Origin of the sequence: Candidatus Solirubrobacter pratensis (assembly GCF_000425945.1) — a bacterium.
Lineage (GTDB): Bacteria > Actinomycetota > Thermoleophilia > Solirubrobacterales > Solirubrobacteraceae > Solirubrobacter > Solirubrobacter pratensis.
Map to the genome: position 1 here is coordinate 200,443 of NZ_AUEK01000010.1, position 18,078 is coordinate 218,520.

An 18,078-nucleotide genomic window follows, 5' to 3' on the forward strand; every position below is an offset into this window, starting at 1 on the left:
GTACGCGACTATATGTCGTCAGCATCATCATTAGGGTAGTTGACGATTAGGCGAATCGACAGTAAGGTGGTTTGCATGGAACGCAAGTGGTGGACATTGATCGCCGTCGTGACCGGCGTCTTCATGCTCTTGCTGGACGTCACGATCGTGAACGTGGCGCTGCCCGACATCGAGCGCTCGCTCGATGCGTCGCTGGCCGACCTGCAGTGGGTGATCGACGCCTACGCGCTCACGCTCGCCGCCCTGCTGCTGACCGCCGGCTCGCTCGCCGACCTCTACGGCCGCCGCCGCACGTTCGCGGTCGGCATCGTCGTCTTCACGCTCGGCTCGGCGCTCTGCGGCGCGGCCCAGAGCCCGCTGTTCCTCACGCTCTCGCGGGCGTTCCAGGGGGTCGGCGGCGCGATCATGTTCTCCACCAGCCTGGCGCTGCTCTCGAGCGCGTTCCGCGCGGGTGACCGCGGGACCGCGTTCGGGGTCTTCGGCGCGGTCACCGGCGTCGCCGTTGCGGTCGGCCCGGTGATCGGCGGCGCGCTGGTGAGCTGGCTCTCCTGGCGCTGGATCTTCTTCGTCAACATCCCGGTCGGCGTCGGCGCCCTGTTCCTGACGCTCACCAAGGTCGACGAGTCGCGCAACCCGCACGCCCGCCATGTCGACATCGTCGGGCTGGTCACCTTCAGCGCCGGGCTCGCCGGGCTCGTCTACGGGCTGATCCGCTCCAACGAGGTCGGCTGGGGCTCGGGCGAGGTCGTGTTCTCGTTCGTCGCGTCCGCCGTCCTGCTGGTCGCCTTCGTGATCGCCGAGACCCGCGTGCGCGAGCCGATGCTCGACCTCTCGCTACTGCGCAAGCCGACGTTCGTCGGCGGCCTGATCGCCGCGTTCGCGATCTCCGCCTCGCTGTTCGCCGCGTTCCCGTATCTGGTCCTGTACCTCCAGGGCATGCTCGGGTTGAGCGCGATCGAGGTCGGCGTGCGCTTCCTCGTCCTCAGCGGCCCGATCTTCGTCACGGCGGCGGTCGCCGGCCGGCTGTCCGACAAGGTCCCCACGAGCCTGCTGATCGGCCCCGGTTTCGCCTTCATCGGCGTCGCGCTGCTGCTGATGCGCGGGATCACGGTCACCGACGACTTCTCGCACCTCGTGCCGGGATTCATCCTGGCCGGCGTCGGCGCCGGCCTGGTCAACGTCCCGCTCGCCTCGACCGCCGTCGGCGTCGTCGAGCCCGCGCGCGCCGGCATGGCGTCGGGCATCAACTCGACGCTGCGGCAGGTCGGCATCGCGACCGGCGTCGCGGCGCTCGGTGCGATCTTCTCCCACCACGCCGATCCGTCCTCGCGCAACCCCCAGGGCTTCGTCGACGGGCTCAACGCGATCCTGCTGGTGGGGGCGACGCTCGCGCTCGTCGCGGCCGTGACCTCGCTCGTCCTCATCCGCCGCAGCGATTTCCACGTCGCGACCGCCGACGAGGGCGCCCCTGCCGGTACAGTTGTACGGAGCGGCGCATGAGCGTCGCCGGTATGGAGCAACGGAGGGGCTGGCACACCACGTGCTGCTGCTGCGCGAACTGCTGCGGGAGCTGGATGTCAAGGTCGTCGCCGGAGAGACCGGCCTCGGCCGTGCCGTGCGCTGGGTGCACATCTCCGAGCTCCCGGACCCGACGCCGTGGCTCTCGGGCGGCGAGCTGCTGCTCACGACGGGCCTGCAGCTCGGCGACGCCGATCAGCAGCGCGAGTACGTCGCACGGCTCTCCACGCATGGCCTGAGCGGCCTCGGCTTCGGCGCCGGCTTCTCGCACGAGCACGTGCCGCCGGCGCTCGAGGAGGCCGCCGCCGAGCACGGGTTCCCGCTCTTCGAGGTGCCGTACCACCTGCCGTTCATCGCGATCACCGAGAAGGCGTTCACGCAGCTGGTCAACGAGCAGTACGCCGTGCTGCAGCGCGCGCTCTCCGCGCACGAGCGGCTCGAGCGGATCGTGCTCTCCGAGCGCGGCCTGGACGGCGTGGCGAGCGCGCTCGCGGCGATGGTGGGCGGCCCCGCCCTGATCTTCGACGCGCGCGGGCACGTGCTCGCGCGGCGCGCCGGCCGGACGGCGCTCGCCGACGGCGTGACGGAGGCGCTGGCCGCCGAGCTGCGCGAGCGCACGCGCGCCGGCGCCCGGCGCGGCTACGCGCCCTCGATGGAGGCGCTCCCGCGCGCGCTCGCGCTGCCGGTGGCGCGCACCGGCGTCCGCGAGGGCGGCGGGGAAGGGCCGGTGCCCGAGGCGTGGCTGATCGCCGCCAAGGACGCGGGCCCGCTGACCGAGCTGGACCGGCTGACGCTGCACCAGGCGGTCACGATCGTCGCGCTGGAGCTGCTGCGCCGGCGCGTCGCCGACGACACCGAGCGCCGGCTCGCGGGCGACGTGCTGACGGCGCTCGTCGCGGGCGAGCTGGGCGGCCACGACCTGGCGCGGCGGCTCGAGCCGTTCGGGCTGCACGAGCGGGCCGGGGCGCTCGTGATCGACCCGCCGCGCAGCGTCCGCTCGACCGTCGAGGACGCGCTGGCGCGGGCCGTGCGCGAGGAGGCGGGCGGCGGGCTCGTCGCCCCGGCTGGGCGCTTCCTGTGCGCGCTGCTGCCCGCGGGCGCCGACGACGAGCTGTTCGACCTGGCCGAGCGCCTGCGCGCCCGCGTCTCGCGCGAAGCGGGCGTCGAGCTCTCGGCCGGCGCCGGGCGCAGCGTCGCGCCGTCGGAGCTGCGCCGCGGGTTCCACGAGGCGCGCTGCGCGCTCGAGGCGCGCGAGCTCGCGCTCAACGGCGACGTCGACGGGCGCGGCGCACTGGCCACGTACCGCGACCTCGGCTCCTTCCAGCTGCTGCTGTCACTCCAGGATGACGACGCGCTGCGGCTCTTCTGCGATTCCATCCTGGCACCGATCGAGGATTCCGAAGGCACGTACGGCGGCGAGCTGATGCGCTCGCTCGAAGCCTTCATAGAGTGCAACGGGCAATGGGAGCGTGCGGCGCGGGCGCTCTACTGTCACCGTCACACGCTGCGGTATCGCATCCGCCGCGTCGAGGAGCTCACGGGACGTTCCCTGGACTCCGCACGCGATCGCATCGACTTCTGGCTCGCCCTCAGGGGCAGAGAGATTGTAAAACCATTTCGCCCTCCGTCCTCTCAAGTTCGGACCTCGGGCGACGTTACAGAGAGGAACTTCCAGTGAAGGTCGGCGTCCCAACCGAGATCAAGACGGACGAGTACCGGGTCGCACTCACGCCCGCGGGCGTCCGCGAGCTGGTCGAGCACGGCCATGAGGTCGTGATCCAGTCGGGCGCCGGCGATGGCTCCGCGATCGCCGACGAGGAGTACACGTCGCAGGGCGCGAGCATCCTGCCCGACTCCGACGCGGTGTTCGCCGAGGCGGACATGATCGTCAAGGTCAAGGAGCCCCAGCCCTCGGAGGTGGCGCTGCTGCAGCCGCGCCACACGCTCTTCACCTACCTGCACCTCGCGCCGGACGCCGAGCTCACGCGCGGGCTCGTGGACTCGGGCGCCACGTGCGTCGCCTACGAGACCGTCGAGGACACGCGCGGGCGCCTGCCGCTGCTGGCGCCGATGAGCGAGGTCGCGGGCAAGATCGCGACGCAGGCCGGCGCGTTCATGCTCGAGAAGCCGCTCGGCGGCCGCGGGATCCTGCTCGGCGGCGTGCCGGGCGTGGCGGCCGCGAAGGTGATGATCATCGGCGGCGGCGTGGTCGGCATGAACGCGGCCTTCATCGCGCTCGGGATGGAGGCGACCGTCTACGTCTACGACCGCAACATCGACCGCCTTCGCGAGCTCGACATCGCGTTCAGCGGGCGCGCCGACACGTGCTACGCGTCGACGCTGGACATCGAGCAGCGGCTGCCCGAGGTCGACCTCGTGATCGGCGCCGTGCTCGTCCACGGCGCCAAGGCACCGTACGTCATCAAGCGCGAGCAGCTGTCGTTGATGAAGCGCAACGCCGTGCTCGTGGACGTCTCGATCGACCAGGGCGGCTGCTTCGAGACCTCGCGGCCGACGACGCACACCGACCCGGTCTACGAGGTCGACGGCATCACGCACTACTGCGTCGCGAACATGCCCGGCGCCGTGCCGATCACGTCGACGCGCGCGCTGACCAACGCCACGCTGCCGTACGTCCTGCACGTCGCCGACAAGGGCGTCGCGGCCGCCGCGCGCGAGAACCCAGGCCTGGCGAAGGGCGTCAACGTGGTCGACGGCAAGGTCACGTACCAGCCGGTGGCCGAGGCGACCGGCCTCCCCTACGCCGACCTCTTCGAGGCATTGTCATCTCCTACGACGCCGTGATCGTCGGCGGCGGCCACAACGGGCTCGTGGCCGCCGCCTACCTCGCCCGTGCCGGGCGATCCGTGCTGCTGCTCGAGCGGCGCGAGCACATCGGCGGCGCCGCCGTGTCCGAGCGCCCGTGGGCGGGCGTCGACGCGCGCCTGTCGCGCTACTCCTACCTGGTCTCGCTGCTGCCGCACGCGATCGTCGAGGAGCTCGGGCTGCCGATCGAGCTGCGCCGCCGCAGCGTCTCGTCCTACACTCCGCGGCCGGACGGCAGCGGCCTGCTCGTGCACTCCCACAGCGCGCCGCACCGGCGCTGGCGCGACTTCTACGCGATGACCTCGCGCGTCGGGCAGGCGGTGTTCCCGACGCTCACCGAGCCGCTGCTCTCGCGCGAGCAGCTGCGCGCGCGGGTGGGCGACGACGAGGCGTGGGAGGCGCTGATCGAGCGGCCGCTGGGCGAGACGGTCGAGCAGTGGTTCGACGACGACCTCGAGCGCGGGATCGTGCTCACCGACGGGCTGATCGGCACCTTCGCCCGCGCGGACGAGGCGACGCTGCGGCAGAACCGCTGCTTCCTCTACCACGTGATCGGCAACGGCACGGGCATGTGGGACGTGCCGGTCGGCGGGATGGGCGCCGTCACCGATGCGTTGGCCGCGACCGCGTGGGCCGCGGGCGCCGAGCAGCGCACGGGCGTCGAGGTGACGGGGATCGAGACCGACGGCGAGCGCGCGCTGGTGACCTGGGACGGCGGCTTCGCCGAGGCCGACCACGTGCTCGCAAACGTCGCGCCGGCGGTGCTGGCCCGGCTGCTCGGCGAGTCGCCGCCGCGGCCCGAGCCGGAGGGCGCGCAGCTGAAGCTGAACTTCCTCCTGTCACGGCTGCCGCGGCTGCGCGACGCGGCCGTTGACCCGCGCGAGGCGTTCGCGGGCACGTTCCACGTCAACGAGTCCTACGCGCAGCTGGCGGCGGCGTACGAGCAGGCCGAGTCCGGGCGCGTGCCCGAGCTCGCGCCGTGCGAGATCTACTGCCACTCGCTGACCGACCCGTCGATCCTCGGGCCCGAGCTGCGCCAGGCGGGCGCCCAGACGCTGACCTGCTTCTCGCTGCACATGCCGGCGCGCCTGTTCCGCGCGAACCCGGAGGCGGCCAAGGCCGAGGCGATCGGCTCCACCCTGCGCTCGCTCGACAGCGTGCTGGCCGAGCCGATCGAGGACTGCCTCTGGATCTCGCCGTCCGGCGAGCCCTGCATCGAGGCCCGCACGCCGGTCGAGCTCGAGGCCGAGCTGAGGATGCCCGGAGGGAACATCTTCCACCGCGACCTCGCCTGGCCGTTCACGGACGACGAGGCCGAGGTGGGGACGTGGGGCGTCGAGACCGCCCATCCGAACGTGCTCCTCTGCGGCGCGGGCGCCCGCCGCGGTGGCGGCGTCTCCGGCATCCCGGGGCACAACGCCGCGATGGCGGTGCTCAACCGCGTCCCGAGCTAGCGGCGGCGCGGTCAGGCCTTATGGGCGACCACGAAGGTGCGTAGGAATCCGAACACGGTGCCGTAGGGCCGCGCCGGGTACGCGGCGCGCAGGAGCGCGGCGTACTCGGCGTTGAACTCGGCGGCCTCGTCTTCGCCGAGCACCTCCAGGACCGGGCGCAGCCCCGTCCCGCGGACCCATTCGAGCACAGGATCCGGGCCCTGGAGCACGTGCTGGTACTCGGTCTGCCATGCGTCGACCGCGAGCCCCTCGCGCGTGAGCAGGTCGAGGTAGTCCGCGGGCCTGTCGACGGTCTCGGCGCCGCGCAGTACGCCGCGCAGCCGCTCGCGCCAGCGCGGGGAGGCGGCCAGCTCGCGCATCAGGCGGTGCGACGGCGCGTCGAAGTTCGACGGGACCTGGAACGCGAGCCAGCCGTCGTGGTTGAGCCGGCGCGCCCACTGCGGCAGCAGCCGGCGGTGATCCGGGACCCACTGCAGCGTCGCGTTGCTGATCAGGACGTCGACCCCGGTGGCGTCGAACTCCTCCGCCGTGCCGACGGAGAACGCCACGCGCGTGCCGGCCGGCGCGGCGCCGATCATCTCCCGCGACGCGTCGATGCCGCGGACCGCCGCCTGCGGCCAGCGCTCCACGAGCGTCAGCGTGAGATCGCCGGGGCCGCAGCCGAGATCGACGACCGTCGCCGGCGCGACGGCGCCGACCTGCGTCACGAGATCGAAGAACGGGCGCCCGCGCTGGGCCGAGAAGCGTCCGTATTGCGCTGGGTCCCAGCGCATCGGCGGCTACGCGCGCACGTCGGGGGCCGCGAGGCGCTCGAGGTCCGCCGCGCGGTCGTCGGCCTGCTCCTGCGAGCGCCGCTCGGCGGCGACGCGGCCGTGGTAGCGCTCGACCTCCCGGGCCACGTCGGCCTCGCTCCAGCCGAGCACGTCGGCCATCAGCCGGGCGGCCGGCTCCGCGGCGGCCAGCCCGCGGTCGAACGTCTCGATCGAGATGCGCGTGCGGCGGGTGAGCACGTCCTCGAGGTGCAGCGCTCCCTCGTGCGAGGCGGCGTAGCGGACCTCGACGGCGAGGTAGTCGTCGGCGCCCGGGAGCGGACGGCCGAGCTCCGGATCGGCCTCCACGAGCTCCAGCAGGTCGTGGATGCGCGAGCCGAAGCGGCCCAGCAGGTGCTCGATCCGCGCCACGTGCAGGCCGCTCGCGGCGGCGAGCCGCTCGCGCCCGTTCCACAGCGCGCGGAAGCCCTCCGCGCCGACCAGCTCGGTCACGTGCGTCGCGCTCGGCGGCACCGAGCGGTCCAGCCCGCGCGCGACGGCGTCGATCGCGTCACGCGCCATCACGCGGTAGGTCGTGTACTTGCCGCCCGCGACGGCGACCAGACCGGGCACCGGGGCGGCGACCGTGTGCTCGCGGCTCAGCTTGCTGGTGTTCTCGGACTCGCCGGTCAGCAGCGGCCGCAGCCCGGCGTAGACGCCCTCGACGTCCTCGCGCGTCAGCGGCTGCTCGAGCACCGCGTTGACGTGCTCGAGCACGTAGCCGATGTCGCGCGCGCTGGCCGCGGGATGCGCCTTGTCGAGGTTCCAATCGGTGTCGGTCGTGCCGACGATCCAGTGCCGCCCCCATGGGATCACGAACAGCACGCTCTTCTCGGTGCGCAGGATCAGCCCCGTGTCGAGCTGGATCCGGTCGCGCGGGACGACGAGGTGGATGCCCTTGGAGGCGCGGACCTGGAACTTCCCTCGCTCGCCGACGAGGTGCTGCAGGTCGTCGGTCCAGACGCCGGTCGCGTTGACGACCATGCGCGCCCGCACCGCGATCTCCTCGCCGGACTGCTCGTCGCGCACGCGCACGCCGGCGACGCGCGCGCCCTCGCGCAGGAACCCGACCACGCGCGCGGCGGACGCCACCGCGGCGCCGTAGTTGGCCGCCGTCCGCGCGACGGTGAGCGTGTGGCGCGCGTCGTCGACCTTCCCGTCGTAGTACTGGATCGCTCCCACCAGCACGTCCGGCTTGAGCGCGGGCGCGAGCCGGAGCGCTCCGCGCTTGGTGAGGTGGCGGTGGCGCGGCAGGCCCTGGTGGCCGCCGAGCGAGTCGTAGAGCATCATGCCGGCGCCGATGTAGGCGCGTTCCCAGTGCTCGTGAAGCGGAAACAGGAACGGCACCGGGCGCACGAGGTGCGGCGCCAGCGTGTTGAGCAGCAGCGAGCGCTCGCGCAGCGCCTCGCGCACGAGCGCGAAGTCCTTCTGCTCGAGATAGCGCAGGCCGCCGTGGATCAGCTTGCTGGAGCGGCTCGACGTGCCGGCCGCGAAGTCGCGCGCCTCCACGAGCGCCGTCGAGAGCCCGCGCGTGACGGCGTCCAGCGCGCTTCCCGAGCCCGTCGCGCCGGCGCCGATGACGACCACGTCGAAGACCTCGGACGCCATGCGCTCCAGAGCGGCGGTGCGCTGCTGAAGACCTAGACGCGACGGATCCGTCATGTCAGTGGAGAGTACCCGCGTCGAACCGGGTATGAGCATGGCCATGAGACGCTGGGCTTGGCAGCGGACGACCTGGGGGGAGCTCGTCTCGGAGTTCCTCGGAACCTCGATCATCATCGCGTTCGGCGACGGGGTGGTGGCGATGACGGTCGCTGCGCTCAATCAATCGGGACGCGGCTCGACTGGCCTCGCGTCGGCCGGCGACTGGCTGCTGATCGCGTGGGGCTGGGGCTTCGCGGTCTGCTTCGCGGTCTACGTCGCAGGCGGCGTCAGCGGGGCGCACCTGAATCCTGCGGTCACGCTGGCGCTGGCGCTGCGGCGCGGATTCGAGTGGCGCAAGGTCCCGTCCTACTGGGCCGCGCAGGTGCTTGGCGCGTTCGCCGGCGCCGCGCTGGTGTACTTCAACTACCGCTACGCGATCGCCGGCTTCGAGCACGCGCAGAAGATCGTCCGCGGAACGCCGGACTCGGTACCGACATTCAGCATCTTCGCCACCTTCCCGGCGGGCTACTTCGACTCGTGGTTCGGCCCGTTCGCCGACCAGGTGATCGGTACCGGCTTCCTGGTCATGTTCATCTTCGCGGTCACCGACGAGTACAACCAGCCGGTGAAGTCCAACCTTGCGCCGCTGATCGTCGGGTTCATCGTCGTGGCGATCGGCATCTCCTACGGCGCCAACGCCGGCTACGCGATCAACCCGGCGCGCGACTTCGGCCCGCGCATGCTCGCCTGGCTGGAGGGCTGGAAGAAGATCGCGATGCCCGGCGACTACGGGAACGTCAACACCTACTTCTGGATACCGATCATCGGGCCCATGCTCGGCGCGGCGATCGGCGCACTGCTGTATGACGGTCTGATCCGCAACGTCCTGCAGGCCCGTGGCGTGACGCCGGAGGTGGACGTCGCCGAGAAGGGCCGCACCGCCGTCGACTGAGGGGGAGAGCACGTTGGCCGACTACATCGGCGCCATCGACCAGGGGACCACGAGCACGCGCTTCATGGTGTTCGACCGCGACGGCCGGATCGTCACGTCCGACCAGCGCGAGCACGAGCAGATCAACCCGAGGGCGGGCTGGGTCGAGCACGACGCGAACGAGATCTGGACGCGCACGCGCGAGGTCATCGGCGGCGCGCTCGCCAACTCGAACCTGGAGGCCGGCGACCTCGCGGCGATCGGCATCACCAACCAGCGCGAGACGACGGTCGTCTGGGATCGCGAGACCGGCGATCCGGTCTACAACGCGATCGTCTGGCAGGACACGCGCACCGACGAGATCGTGCGCGAGCTGGCCGGCGACGGGGGCGTCGATCGCCTGCGCGAGCGCGTCGGCCTGCCGCTGTCGACCTACTTCGCCGGGCCCAAGGTCAAGTGGATCCTCGACAATGTCGAGGGGACGCGGGAGCGCGCGGAGGCGGGAGAGCTGGCGTTCGGGACGATCGACAGCTGGCTGCTGTGGAACCTCACGGGCCAGCACCTGACCGACGTGACCAACGCGAGCCGCACGCTGCTGATGGACCTCGAGACGCTCGACTGGCACGAGCCGGCGCTCGAGCTGATGGGCATCCCGCGCTCGATGCTGCCGGAGATCCGCTCTTCGAGCGAGCCGTACGGCGAGGCGAGCGGGACCGCGATCGGCGGGCGCCCGGTGGCCGGCGTGCTCGGCGACCAGCAGGCCGCCCTGTTCGGGCAGACGTGCTTCGACCGCGGCGACGCCAAGAACACCTACGGCACGGGCAGCTTCCTGCTCGTCAACACCGGCGCGGAGGTCGTGCACTCCGGCGCGCTGCTCACCAGCGTGGGCTACAAGCTCGGCGACGGCAAGGCCACGTACGTGCTCGAGGGCTCGATCGCGGTCACCGGCGCGCTCATCCAATGGCTGCGCGACCGGCTGCAGATCATCGGCACGGCGCCCGAGGTGGAGGAGCTCGCGCGCACCGTCGACGACAACGGCGGCGTCTACTTCGTCCCGGCGTTCTCCGGCCTGTTCGCGCCGCACTGGCGCGACGACGCGCGCGGCGTGCTCATCGGCCTGACCGCGTACGCCGGCCGCGGGCACATCGCGCGCGCTGCGCTGGAGGCGACGGCGTGGCAGAGCCGCGAGGTCGTCGACGCCGCCAACGCGGTGGCCGACGTCCCGTTCACCGACCTGCGCGTCGACGGCGGCATGACCGGCAACGAGCTGCTGATGCAGTTCCAGGCCGACGTGCTCGGCGTGCCGGTCATCCGGCCCGAGATCACCGAGACGACCGCGCTCGGCGCCGCCTACGCGGCGGGCCTCGCGGTCGGCTTCTGGGAGAACCAGGACGAGCTCCGCGAGCGCTGGTCGGAGGACAAGCGCTGGGAGCCGAACATGGACGAGGACGTGCGCGAGCGCGAGTACGCCCGCTGGAAGAAGGCGGTCGAGCGGTCGCTCGGCTGGCTGTAGCGCGGTCAGGCGCGGCGTCGGGCCGCTCTCATCGAGAACCTGACGCTGACGTTAGAATCCGATTCCATGGCCGTCGAACAAACCGCGGCCCCGCGTCGCCGCCTCGGCGTCGAAGCGGGGCACGCGCACTACAAGTGGTGGGCGCTGTCGTGCACGAGCCTCGGCATGCTGCTCGCCACGATCAACTCGGGAACGCTGATCATCGCGCTGCCGGATCTGGCGCGTGAGCTGCACACGAGCATCCTCTCGCTCGTCTGGGTGATCCTCAGCTACATGATCTCCTCGACCGTGCTCGTCCTGTTCGCGGGCCGGCTGAGCGACCTGTTCGGGCGCAAGCAGGCCTACGTCGGCGGCTTCGTGCTCTTCGGCCTCGCGTCGCTCGGCGCCGGCTTCTCGCCCGACGGGACGGTGCTGATCCTGTGGCGCATCCTGCAGGGCATCGGCGGCGCGTTCCTGTTCGCCAACTCGGCGGCGGTGGTGACCGACGCGTTCCCGCGCGAGCAGCTCGGGCTGGCGATGGGCACGAACACGATGGTCGCCGCGGTCGGCCTGGTGATCGGCCCGGTTCTCGGCGGCGCGCTGGTGTCGATCTCGTGGCACTGGGTGTTCTGGTTCAACGTGCCGGTGGCGCTGATCGGCTCCCTGTGGGCGGGGTCGATCCTGCGCGAGCTGGCCAGGCCGGACCGCATCCGCGGGTTCGACATGCCCGGCGTGACGGTGTTCGTGGCGGGGCTGACGGGGCTCGTGTACGGGCTCTCGCGCGGCGGGCTGGATGGCTGGAGCGACACGATGACGATCGCCGGCCTGGCGGTCGGCGTCGTGCTGCTGCCGATCTTCGTCGTGATCGAGCGCCACCACCGGGCGCCGATGCTGGACCTCTCGATCTTCGAGAACCGCCTGTTCGCCGCCGCGACCGCCGCCGCGTTCATCAACGGCCTGTCGCGCTTCGCGCTGATGTTCCTGTTCGTCTTCTACTTCCAGGGCGTCAAGGGCGACGACCCGATCAAGGCGGGCATCGAGCTCGCGCCGATGGCGGTCGGCATGCTGATCGCCTCCCCGCTCGCCGGCATCTGGGCCGACCGCCGCGGCTCGCGCACGCTCGCCGCGCTCGGGATGGTCGTCGGCGGCCTCGCTCTGGCCGGGATGACGACGCTCGGCGTCAACACGCCGTACGTCTGGTCCGCCGTCTGGCTGTTCGTCGTCGGCGTCGGCTCGGGCATGTTCAACAGCCCGAACACGGCGGCCATGATGGGCACCGTTCCCACGTTCCGGCGCGGGATCGCCGCGGGCGCGCGCACGATGCTGCAGAACACGGGCGCCGTCGTCTCGATCGCGTTCGTGCTCGCGATCGTCACGTCCGCGGTGCCGAAGGACACGCTGTTCGCGATCTTCTCCGGCGTCGCGACCGGCCTGTCGGACAAGGCGCTGGACCCGTTCGTCTCCAACATGCACACCGCACTGTGGGTGCTCGCGGCGACGTCGATGGCAGGCGCGGTCGTCTCGCTGATGCGTCCGAAGGAAACATGAGCGCGCCGGTCGAGTCCCGCCCGCTGCGGATCGGCGAGCTCGCCCGGCTCGCCGGCACGACGCCGCGCACGGTCCGCTACTACGAGGAGCTGGGACTGCTCGCGGCGGAGAAGGAGCGCGGCGCGGGCGAGCACCGCACCTACGGCGAGGACACGCTCGCGCGCCTGCGCGAGCTGCTGCGGCTGAAGTCCCTGCTCGGCCTGTCGCTCGACGAGCTGCGCGAGGTGATGGCCGGCGAGGACGCCCGCACCGCCCGCCGGCACGCGTGGGCCGTGACCGACGACCCGGACGAGCGCCGCCGCATGCTCGCGGACGCCACCGCGCACGTGGAGTCGCTGCTCGAGCACGTGCGCCGTCACAAGCGTGACGTCGAGGAGTACGAGGCCGAGCTGCTCGTCCGCCGCGACCGCCTGAAGGAGGTGGCGCCGTGAACGCCGTCGAGGCCGAGGGCCTCGTCGTCCGCTTCGGGGCGCTGACCGCCGTCGACGGCGTCTCGCTCTCAGTCGCGCCCGCCGAGGTGTTCGGGCTCCTCGGCCCCAACGGCGCGGGCAAGACGACGACGCTGCGGGTCCTCACGACGCTGCTGGCGCCGACCGCCGGCAGCGCGCGCGTCGCCGGCTACGACGTCGGCACCCAGAGCCTCTACGTGCGCGCCTCGATCGGCTACGTGCCGCAGGCGCTGTCGGCCGACGGCGCGCTGACGGCGAAGGAGAACCTCGAGTTCTACGCCCACGTCACCGGCGTGCCGCGGCGCGAGCGGCGCGCCCGCATCGCCGCCGCCGTCGAGGCGATGGGGCTGGAGCCGATGCTCGACCGGCTCGCCAAGACGTTCTCCGGCGGGATGCTGCGGCGGCTGGAGATCGCCACCGCGCTGCTCAACCGCCCGCAGGTGCTCTTCCTCGACGAGCCGACCGTCGGCCTGGACCCGACGGCGCGCACGCTCGTGTGGCTGCCTGTCGATGACATCGCCTCGCTCGTCGAGGAGCGCGAGCGCTTCATGGGCATCGGCCAGCTCGTGATGATGCCGCTGTTCTTCGCCTCCAGCGCGCTCTACCCGCTGTCGGTCATGCCGGGCTGGCTGCACGTGATCGCGCGCGTGAACCCGCTGACCTACGAGGTCGGAGGGCCTGCGCGGCTTCCTGCTCGGCGGCGGGCACCCGGGCGTCGACCTCCTGGTCACGCTCGGCTGGCTCATCGTCCTCGCCGCGGCGGCGACGCGCGCGTATCCGAAGGCGATCCTCTAAGCGCTGCTAGCATCTCGCGCCGTATGCCGACGACGTCCCAGCTGGTCCGCAAGGGCCGCAACCCGAAGACGAAGAAGCTGGCCACTCCGGGCCTCAAGTCCGGCAAGGGCCGCAAGAAGAAGGTTGCCGCTCCGCAGCGCCGCGGCGTGTGCACGCGCGTCTACACCACCACGCCCAAGAAGCCGAACTCGGCTCTGCGCAAGGTGGCCCGCGTGCGGCTGACGAACTCGATGGAGGTCACGGTGTACATCCCCGGCGAGGGCCACAACCTGCAGGAGCACTCGGTCGTGCTCGTGCGCGGTGGCCGCGTCAAGGACCTTCCGGGCGTGCGCTACAAGGTCGTCCGCGGCACCCTGGATGCCGCCGGCGTCTCGGATCGCAAGAAGGCCCGTTCCCAGTACGGAGTCAAGGCCAAGTAATGCCGCGTAGAGCTGCCGCCACCATCCGGCCGATCGAGCCGGATCCCGTCCACCGCTCCAAGCTCGTCCAGCAGGTCATCAACAAGGTGATGCTGGACGGCAAGAAGTCGACCGCCGAGGCGATCGTCTATGACGCGCTGGCGATCCTCTCCGAGCGCACGGGAAAGGATGCCGTGGAGGCGCTCGAGACGTCGATCAAGTCGCTTACGCCGGTCCTCGAGGTCCGCTCCCGCCGCGTCGGCGGCGCCACCTACCAGGTGCCCGTCGAGGTGCCGGCCCGCCGCGCCCGCACGCTCGCCGTCCGCTGGCTGGTCGAGTTCGCGCGTAACCGGCGCGAGAAGACGATGGCGCAGCGGCTCGCCAACGAGCTGCTGGACGCGCAGTCCCAGCAGGGCGGCGCGTACAAGCGCAAGGACGACATCTTCCGCATGGCGCAGGCCAACAAGGCCTTCGCCCACTATCGCTGGTAGCGCCGACCGCGCGCCATCGCCGTGCACGCGCCGCCCCTCGGGCGGCGCTTTGCGTTTCCGGACCGTTCCCCGCGGATAATCGAGGCACGATGCGGGCCATCGCGGTCAACGAGTGGGGCGGCAGGGACAAGCTCGAGCTGATGGAGCTCGACCCGCCCCCGCTGGCGCCGGACGGCGTCCTGCTGCGCGTCAAGGCGGCGGCGCTGAACCCGGTCGACGTCGGGATCCGCGAAGGGCGGATGGCGAACGCGTTCCCGCACCACTTCCCCGTCATCCTCGGGTGGGACGCGGCCGGCGTGGTGGAGGCGGTCGGCGCCGCCGTCACGTGGTTCAAGCCGGGCGACCGCGCCTACGGCTACTGCCGCCGGCACGAGCTCGAGTACGGCACCTTCGCGGACTTCACCACCGTGCCCGAGGGCTACCTCGCGCACATGCCCGAGGACCTCACGTTCGAGCAGGCGGCGGCGCTCCCGCTCGCGGGGCTGACCGCGCACCAGGGCCTGGAGATCGTCGGCCTGCGCGGCGGCGAGTACCTGTTCGTCACCGGCGGCGCCGGCGGCGTCGGCCACATGGTGGTGCAGCTCGGCGTCGCCCGCGGCGCGCGCGTCGCGGCCACCGCCTCACCGGCCAACCACGCATTCCTGCGCGAGCTCGGCGCCGAGCCGTTCGACTACCACGACCCGGACCTGCTGGAGCGCTGGCGTGAGTGGACAGGGGGCGCGGGCGCGGACGCCGCGTTCGACGCCTACGGCGGCGAGAGCCAGGAGCAGGCCTTCTCGGTCATGCGAAAGGGCGGCAGGCTGGTCTCGATCCGCACGCCGCCCGAGCCGCGCGCGGGCGTCGAGACCCGCTACGAGTTCGTGCGTCCCAGCGGCTACGACCTCGGCGAGCACATCACGCCGCTGATCGCCGAGGGCGGCCTGGCGCCGCACATCCAGCAGACCTGGCCGCTGGAGGCCGCGGCCGAGGCGATGGAGGTCCTCGAGGGCGGCCACGTGCGCGGCAAGCTGGTCCTCACGCTCTGAGGGCGGCGGGCGCCGCGTCGATCGGCAGGCGCGTGTGCTCGCGCGCGCCGCCGCCGCCGTCGGCGCGGTCTCGTCCGGCGGCCCGTGTGTCCCGGCGAACGTCAACTGCACGGTAAGGGCGTGAGTCCGATCGCGCCCGGTCACCGTGAGGCCGGCTCCTCGATCGCGATCGATCGTCGCGCGCGGTGGTACCCGGGGGTGACCTGCAAACCTTCGAATCGTTCGAAGGAACGTCGCGCACCCCCTCGCACGCCGTGATCGTTTGCGCACGGGCTCGCCCCTGCCTCCCCGTCACTCGTGGCCGTTGACGCTCGCCCGCGCAATCGGGCGCAACGGGGTCCCTCGCCGTCGTAGAGCACCACGACGCGGTCATCGCTGAACAGCCTGGTTGGATTCAACGAGCACTGAATCGCTGAATCTCGTCGTAGCTCGGGCCTCCTGGTGGGAAGGTGCCGCCGTCGCGGATCCGCGCGGCGGCGTCGACCGCGGCGCCGAGCGCGTGGCGGAAGAGGGCGCTGCCGGTCGAGACGCGGGCGACGCCGAGCTCGGCCAGGCGGGGGAGGGTGTGGGCGAAGAGGACGTTCAGCGGCGCGCCGGCGGCCTGCGCGAGCTCCGCGATCCGGCGCTCGTCCGCCAGGCCGGGCGCGAAGACGCCGTCGGCGCCCGCGGCGACGTAGGTCTGGAGGCGCTCGAGCGTGGTGTCCTGCTCGCGCCCGAGCCAGTGCGTGTCGGTGCGCGCGTTGACGAAGAGGTCCGCGACGCGCGCCTTGACCGCCGCGACCTTGCGCGCGTGCAGGCTCGCGTCGCGGGCCTGGTCCTCGAGGTTGATGCCGGCGGCGCCGAGCTCGTGCAGCCGCGCGGCCAGCTCCGCCACGGCGGCGGCATCGTCGCTGTAGCCGTCCTCCAGGTCGACGGTGATGTAGGCGTCGACGTGGGCGATGAGGCGGACGAGCTCGATCGTCTCGCCCAGCGTCTCGCCCTCGCCGTCCGGCTTCCCGGCCGCGGCGGCCACGCCGAGGCTCGTCGTCCCGATCGCGGGAAAGCCGGCGTCGGCGAGCGCGGCCGCGGAGGCATGGTCCCAGGCGTTCGGGAGCAGCAGCGGGTCGCCCGGGCGGTGGAGGTCCTTGAACGTCATCGAGACTCCAGTACCCCCTGCGCCAGCGCCAGCGCATGCTCGGCGCCTGGACAGGCGCGCGGGCCGGCGCCGAAGGGGTGCGGCGCGAGGTCGACGGTCACGACGCTGCCGTCAGGAGCGATCCGCCGCGTCGCGGGGACCGGCGGCGGGTCGAGCGCACCGCCGTTGGCGATCAGCGCCGCCGTCGCGGCACACGCCTGAACGAGGATCGCGATGTCCTGCGCCACGCGCTCGGGCTCGGCCGGGGGGAGAAGCGTGAGCAGCGCGGCGACGGCCGCGTCGGGCGCCCCGGCCGCGGGCGGGCCGGCGGCCGTCGCGTCGGCGGCCGTCCCATGCGCGTCGGCGGCCATCCCATGCGCGTCGGCGGCCATCCCCTGCGGGTCGGCGGACGTCCCCTGCGCGTCGGCGGCCGTCCCCTGCGGGTCGGCGAGCACCCCGGCCGCGGGAGGCTCGGCCGGCTTCCCCGGCCGGTCGCCGCCGGGCGCCGGGTTGTAGTGCGGGGCGATCTCGGCGACAGCCGCGGCGGCCGCGGCGGCATCGCTCGCGCCGAGCGCCTCGGCGAGCGCGACGACGTGGTCGCCCGTCTCCCGCGCGCGCTCCGACAGCCACGCCGGCTCGATCGCCGCCAGCCGCTCGAGGATCAGTGCGCGGCGGCGGGCGTGGTCAGCGCCCGCCGAGAACCGCGACACCGTGGCGCGAAGCCACGTCAGCGTGCCCACGGGTCCCGCCGGCGGGGGCGGCGGGACCACGTAGGCGGGGTCACAGAGCATCGTCACGGCCCAACGGTAGGGCCACGACGCTTCGCTCCCGGCCGAAACGAAGTCGCGGGCGGCTACTGCTCGACGGTCACCGTCGGGGTCCGGTCCGGGGTCTTCGTCGCCTCGGGCGCCGGACGTGTCTCGGGCTTGCCGGCGGAGGCGCCCCCGTCGCCGCAGCCCGGCTTGTCCGGGGCGCCGGCGCACGTCTTGACCGCGTCGGAGCCGAGGTGCGCGCCGATCCACTGCTTGAGCCCGAACGCGTCGAGGTTCGCGGGGACGTCGGCCCCGTTGGAGCGCAGGCACTTCGCGAGATCCTCGGGCGCAGGCCCCGTGTCCCGCGGGTTCGGGTTGAAGTTGCACGCCTTGAACGCGTCCTGGGCGTTCGCGTCGTCGCGGTGCTGCGACATCCACTGCTTGAGCGCGCCGTTCTCGGTCGGGACGTCGAGGCCGTGCGAGCGCAGGCAGGACACGAGCTCCTCGGGGGCGGCCTGGTCGGTCTTGGCGTTGCACGCGTCGAGCGCGGCGTTGACGGCGTTGTCCTGCTCGTGCGCGATCAGCCACTGCTTGATCGCCACGCCGCGGGTGTCGGCGGGGATGTCGGCGCCGTGGGTGCGCAGGCAGTCGACGAACGCCGCGTCGGCACTCGATTCGCCGGTCTGGTCGGCGCCGGCCGGGATGGTCATGGCAGCGGCGACCGCCGCAGCGGCGGCGGTCGCGGCGATGACGGCAAGAAAGCGGTTCATGGATGCCAGTGGACCGCGCCGCTCTGACGCGGCTGGGAACCGCTGATGAACAAACGTGGAAA

Annotated in this window: 16 protein-coding genes and 1 pseudogene; 12 read left to right on the forward strand and 5 right to left on the reverse strand. The window is 72.4% G+C overall.

All coding sequences use genetic code 11. The features are described from left to right. The first annotated feature begins 75 nt into the window (after positions 1-75). Genes H958_RS37920 through H958_RS0116520 form a run of 4 tightly spaced genes read left to right on the forward strand, consistent with a single transcriptional unit; the run spans position 76 to position 5,798 of the window. A complete protein-coding gene (locus tag H958_RS37920) occupies positions 76-1,500 on the forward strand; it encodes an MFS transporter (protein ID WP_037410357.1) in 1,425 nt (474 codons plus the stop codon). Positions 1,501-1,540: 40 nt separating this feature from the next. Then, complete coding sequence (locus tag H958_RS0116510; RefSeq protein ID WP_028059478.1) at positions 1,541-3,196, forward strand: PucR family transcriptional regulator; 1,656 nt, start codon at positions 1,541-1,543, stop codon at positions 3,194-3,196. Beyond that, positions 3,193-4,323 (forward strand): alanine dehydrogenase, encoded by a 1,131-nt coding sequence (gene ald / locus H958_RS0116515; RefSeq protein WP_028059479.1) that lies wholly within the window; start codon positions 3,193-3,195, stop codon positions 4,321-4,323. The genes H958_RS0116510 and ald overlap by 4 nt, the downstream gene beginning before the upstream one ends. After that, complete coding sequence (locus H958_RS0116520; RefSeq protein WP_196807392.1) at positions 4,320-5,798, forward strand: phytoene desaturase family protein; 1,479 nt, start codon at positions 4,320-4,322, stop codon at positions 5,796-5,798. The genes ald and H958_RS0116520 overlap by 4 nt, the downstream gene beginning before the upstream one ends. An 11-nt stretch (positions 5,799-5,809) precedes the next feature. On the opposite strand, the gene H958_RS0116525 is transcribed toward H958_RS0116520, so the two are convergent. Beyond that, on the reverse strand, positions 5,810-6,571 hold the full coding sequence (locus tag H958_RS0116525) for a methyltransferase domain-containing protein (protein ID WP_028059481.1): 762 nt from the start codon (positions 6,569-6,571) through the stop codon (positions 5,810-5,812). 6 nt (positions 6,572-6,577) lie between these two features. Then, on the reverse strand, positions 6,578-8,269 hold the full coding sequence (locus H958_RS0116530; protein ID WP_028059482.1) for a glycerol-3-phosphate dehydrogenase/oxidase: 1,692 nt from the start codon (positions 8,267-8,269) through the stop codon (positions 6,578-6,580). Positions 8,270-8,312: 43 nt separating this feature from the next. On the opposite strand from H958_RS0116530, the gene H958_RS37925 reads away from it, so the two are divergent. The 8 genes and pseudogenes from H958_RS37925 to H958_RS0116570 all read left to right on the forward strand — a co-directional run bounded on the left by H958_RS37925 (position 8,313) and on the right by H958_RS0116570 (position 15,380). Beyond that, the gene (locus H958_RS37925) at positions 8,313-9,203 is read left to right on the forward strand and encodes an MIP/aquaporin family protein (RefSeq protein ID WP_037410360.1); all 891 of its coding nucleotides are present in this window, start codon (positions 8,313-8,315) and stop codon (positions 9,201-9,203) included. Positions 9,204-9,216: 13 nt separating this feature from the next. Beyond that, positions 9,217-10,695 carry a glycerol kinase GlpK gene (gene glpK / locus H958_RS0116540; RefSeq protein WP_028059483.1) on the forward strand — a complete coding sequence of 493 codons (1,479 nt, stop codon included), beginning with the start codon at positions 9,217-9,219 and terminating at the stop codon, positions 10,693-10,695. A gap of 66 nt (positions 10,696-10,761) precedes the next feature. Continuing rightward, positions 10,762-12,222 (forward strand): MFS transporter, encoded by a 1,461-nt coding sequence (locus H958_RS0116545; protein WP_081685955.1) that lies wholly within the window; start codon positions 10,762-10,764, stop codon positions 12,220-12,222. Beyond that, positions 12,219-12,653, forward strand: coding sequence for a MerR family transcriptional regulator (locus H958_RS43520; RefSeq protein WP_051324381.1), 435 nt, complete (start codon positions 12,219-12,221; stop codon positions 12,651-12,653). Before H958_RS0116545 ends, H958_RS43520 begins: the two co-directional genes overlap by 4 nt. Then, positions 12,650-13,324, forward strand: a pseudogene (locus H958_RS48230) (ATP-binding cassette domain-containing protein); the annotation flags it as partial. The gene H958_RS43520 and the pseudogene H958_RS48230, both read left to right, overlap by 4 nt. Before the next feature lie 165 nt (positions 13,325-13,489). Next, positions 13,490-13,885 carry a 30S ribosomal protein S12 gene (rpsL, locus tag H958_RS48235; RefSeq protein WP_028059562.1) on the forward strand — a complete coding sequence of 132 codons (396 nt, stop codon included), beginning with the start codon at positions 13,490-13,492 and terminating at the stop codon, positions 13,883-13,885. Then, entirely contained in the window at positions 13,885-14,355 is a 471-nt protein-coding gene (rpsG, locus tag H958_RS0116565; RefSeq protein ID WP_028059485.1) for a 30S ribosomal protein S7, read from the forward strand. Before rpsL ends, rpsG begins: the two co-directional genes overlap by 1 nt. Before the next feature lie 89 nt (positions 14,356-14,444). Continuing rightward, entirely contained in the window at positions 14,445-15,380 is a 936-nt protein-coding gene (locus H958_RS0116570) for an NADP-dependent oxidoreductase (RefSeq protein WP_028059486.1), read from the forward strand. A gap of 394 nt (positions 15,381-15,774) precedes the next feature. On the opposite strand, the gene H958_RS46350 is transcribed toward H958_RS0116570, so the two are convergent. The 3 genes from H958_RS46350 to H958_RS0116585 are packed head-to-tail and all read right to left on the reverse strand — an operon-like array spanning position 15,775 to position 18,016. Then, positions 15,775-16,515, reverse strand: a complete 741-nt coding sequence (locus H958_RS46350; protein WP_028059487.1) for an isocitrate lyase/PEP mutase family protein — start codon at positions 16,513-16,515, stop codon at positions 15,775-15,777. Beyond that, a complete protein-coding gene (locus H958_RS46355; protein WP_156028024.1) occupies positions 16,512-17,291 on the reverse strand; it encodes a hypothetical protein in 780 nt (259 codons plus the stop codon). The genes H958_RS46350 and H958_RS46355 overlap by 4 nt, the downstream gene beginning before the upstream one ends. A gap of 56 nt (positions 17,292-17,347) precedes the next feature. Then, positions 17,348-18,016, reverse strand: coding sequence for a hypothetical protein (locus H958_RS0116585; protein ID WP_028059489.1), 669 nt, complete (start codon positions 18,014-18,016; stop codon positions 17,348-17,350). Positions 18,017-18,078 lie beyond the last annotated feature (62 nt).

Coding starts and splice junctions, on each gene's coding strand:
- H958_RS37920 (WP_037410357.1), top strand. CDS start 76: ATGGAACGCAAGTGGTGGACATTGATCGCCGTCGTGACCGGCGTCTTC.
- H958_RS0116525 (WP_028059481.1), bottom strand. CDS start 6,571: ATGCGCTGGGACCCAGCGCAATACGGACGCTTCTCGGCCCAGCGCGGG.
- H958_RS0116530 (WP_028059482.1), bottom strand. CDS start 8,269: ATGACGGATCCGTCGCGTCTAGGTCTTCAGCAGCGCACCGCCGCTCTG.
- H958_RS37925 (WP_037410360.1), top strand. CDS start 8,313: ATGAGACGCTGGGCTTGGCAGCGGACGACCTGGGGGGAGCTCGTCTCG.
- H958_RS0116545 (WP_081685955.1), top strand. CDS start 10,762: ATGGCCGTCGAACAAACCGCGGCCCCGCGTCGCCGCCTCGGCGTCGAA.
- H958_RS43520 (WP_051324381.1), top strand. CDS start 12,219: ATGAGCGCGCCGGTCGAGTCCCGCCCGCTGCGGATCGGCGAGCTCGCC.
- rpsL (WP_028059562.1), top strand. CDS start 13,490: ATGCCGACGACGTCCCAGCTGGTCCGCAAGGGCCGCAACCCGAAGACG.
- rpsG (WP_028059485.1), top strand. CDS start 13,885: ATGCCGCGTAGAGCTGCCGCCACCATCCGGCCGATCGAGCCGGATCCC.
- H958_RS0116570 (WP_028059486.1), top strand. CDS start 14,445: ATGCGGGCCATCGCGGTCAACGAGTGGGGCGGCAGGGACAAGCTCGAG.
- H958_RS46350 (WP_028059487.1), bottom strand. CDS start 16,515: ATGACGTTCAAGGACCTCCACCGCCCGGGCGACCCGCTGCTGCTCCCG.
- H958_RS0116585 (WP_028059489.1), bottom strand. CDS start 18,016: ATGAACCGCTTTCTTGCCGTCATCGCCGCGACCGCCGCCGCTGCGGCG.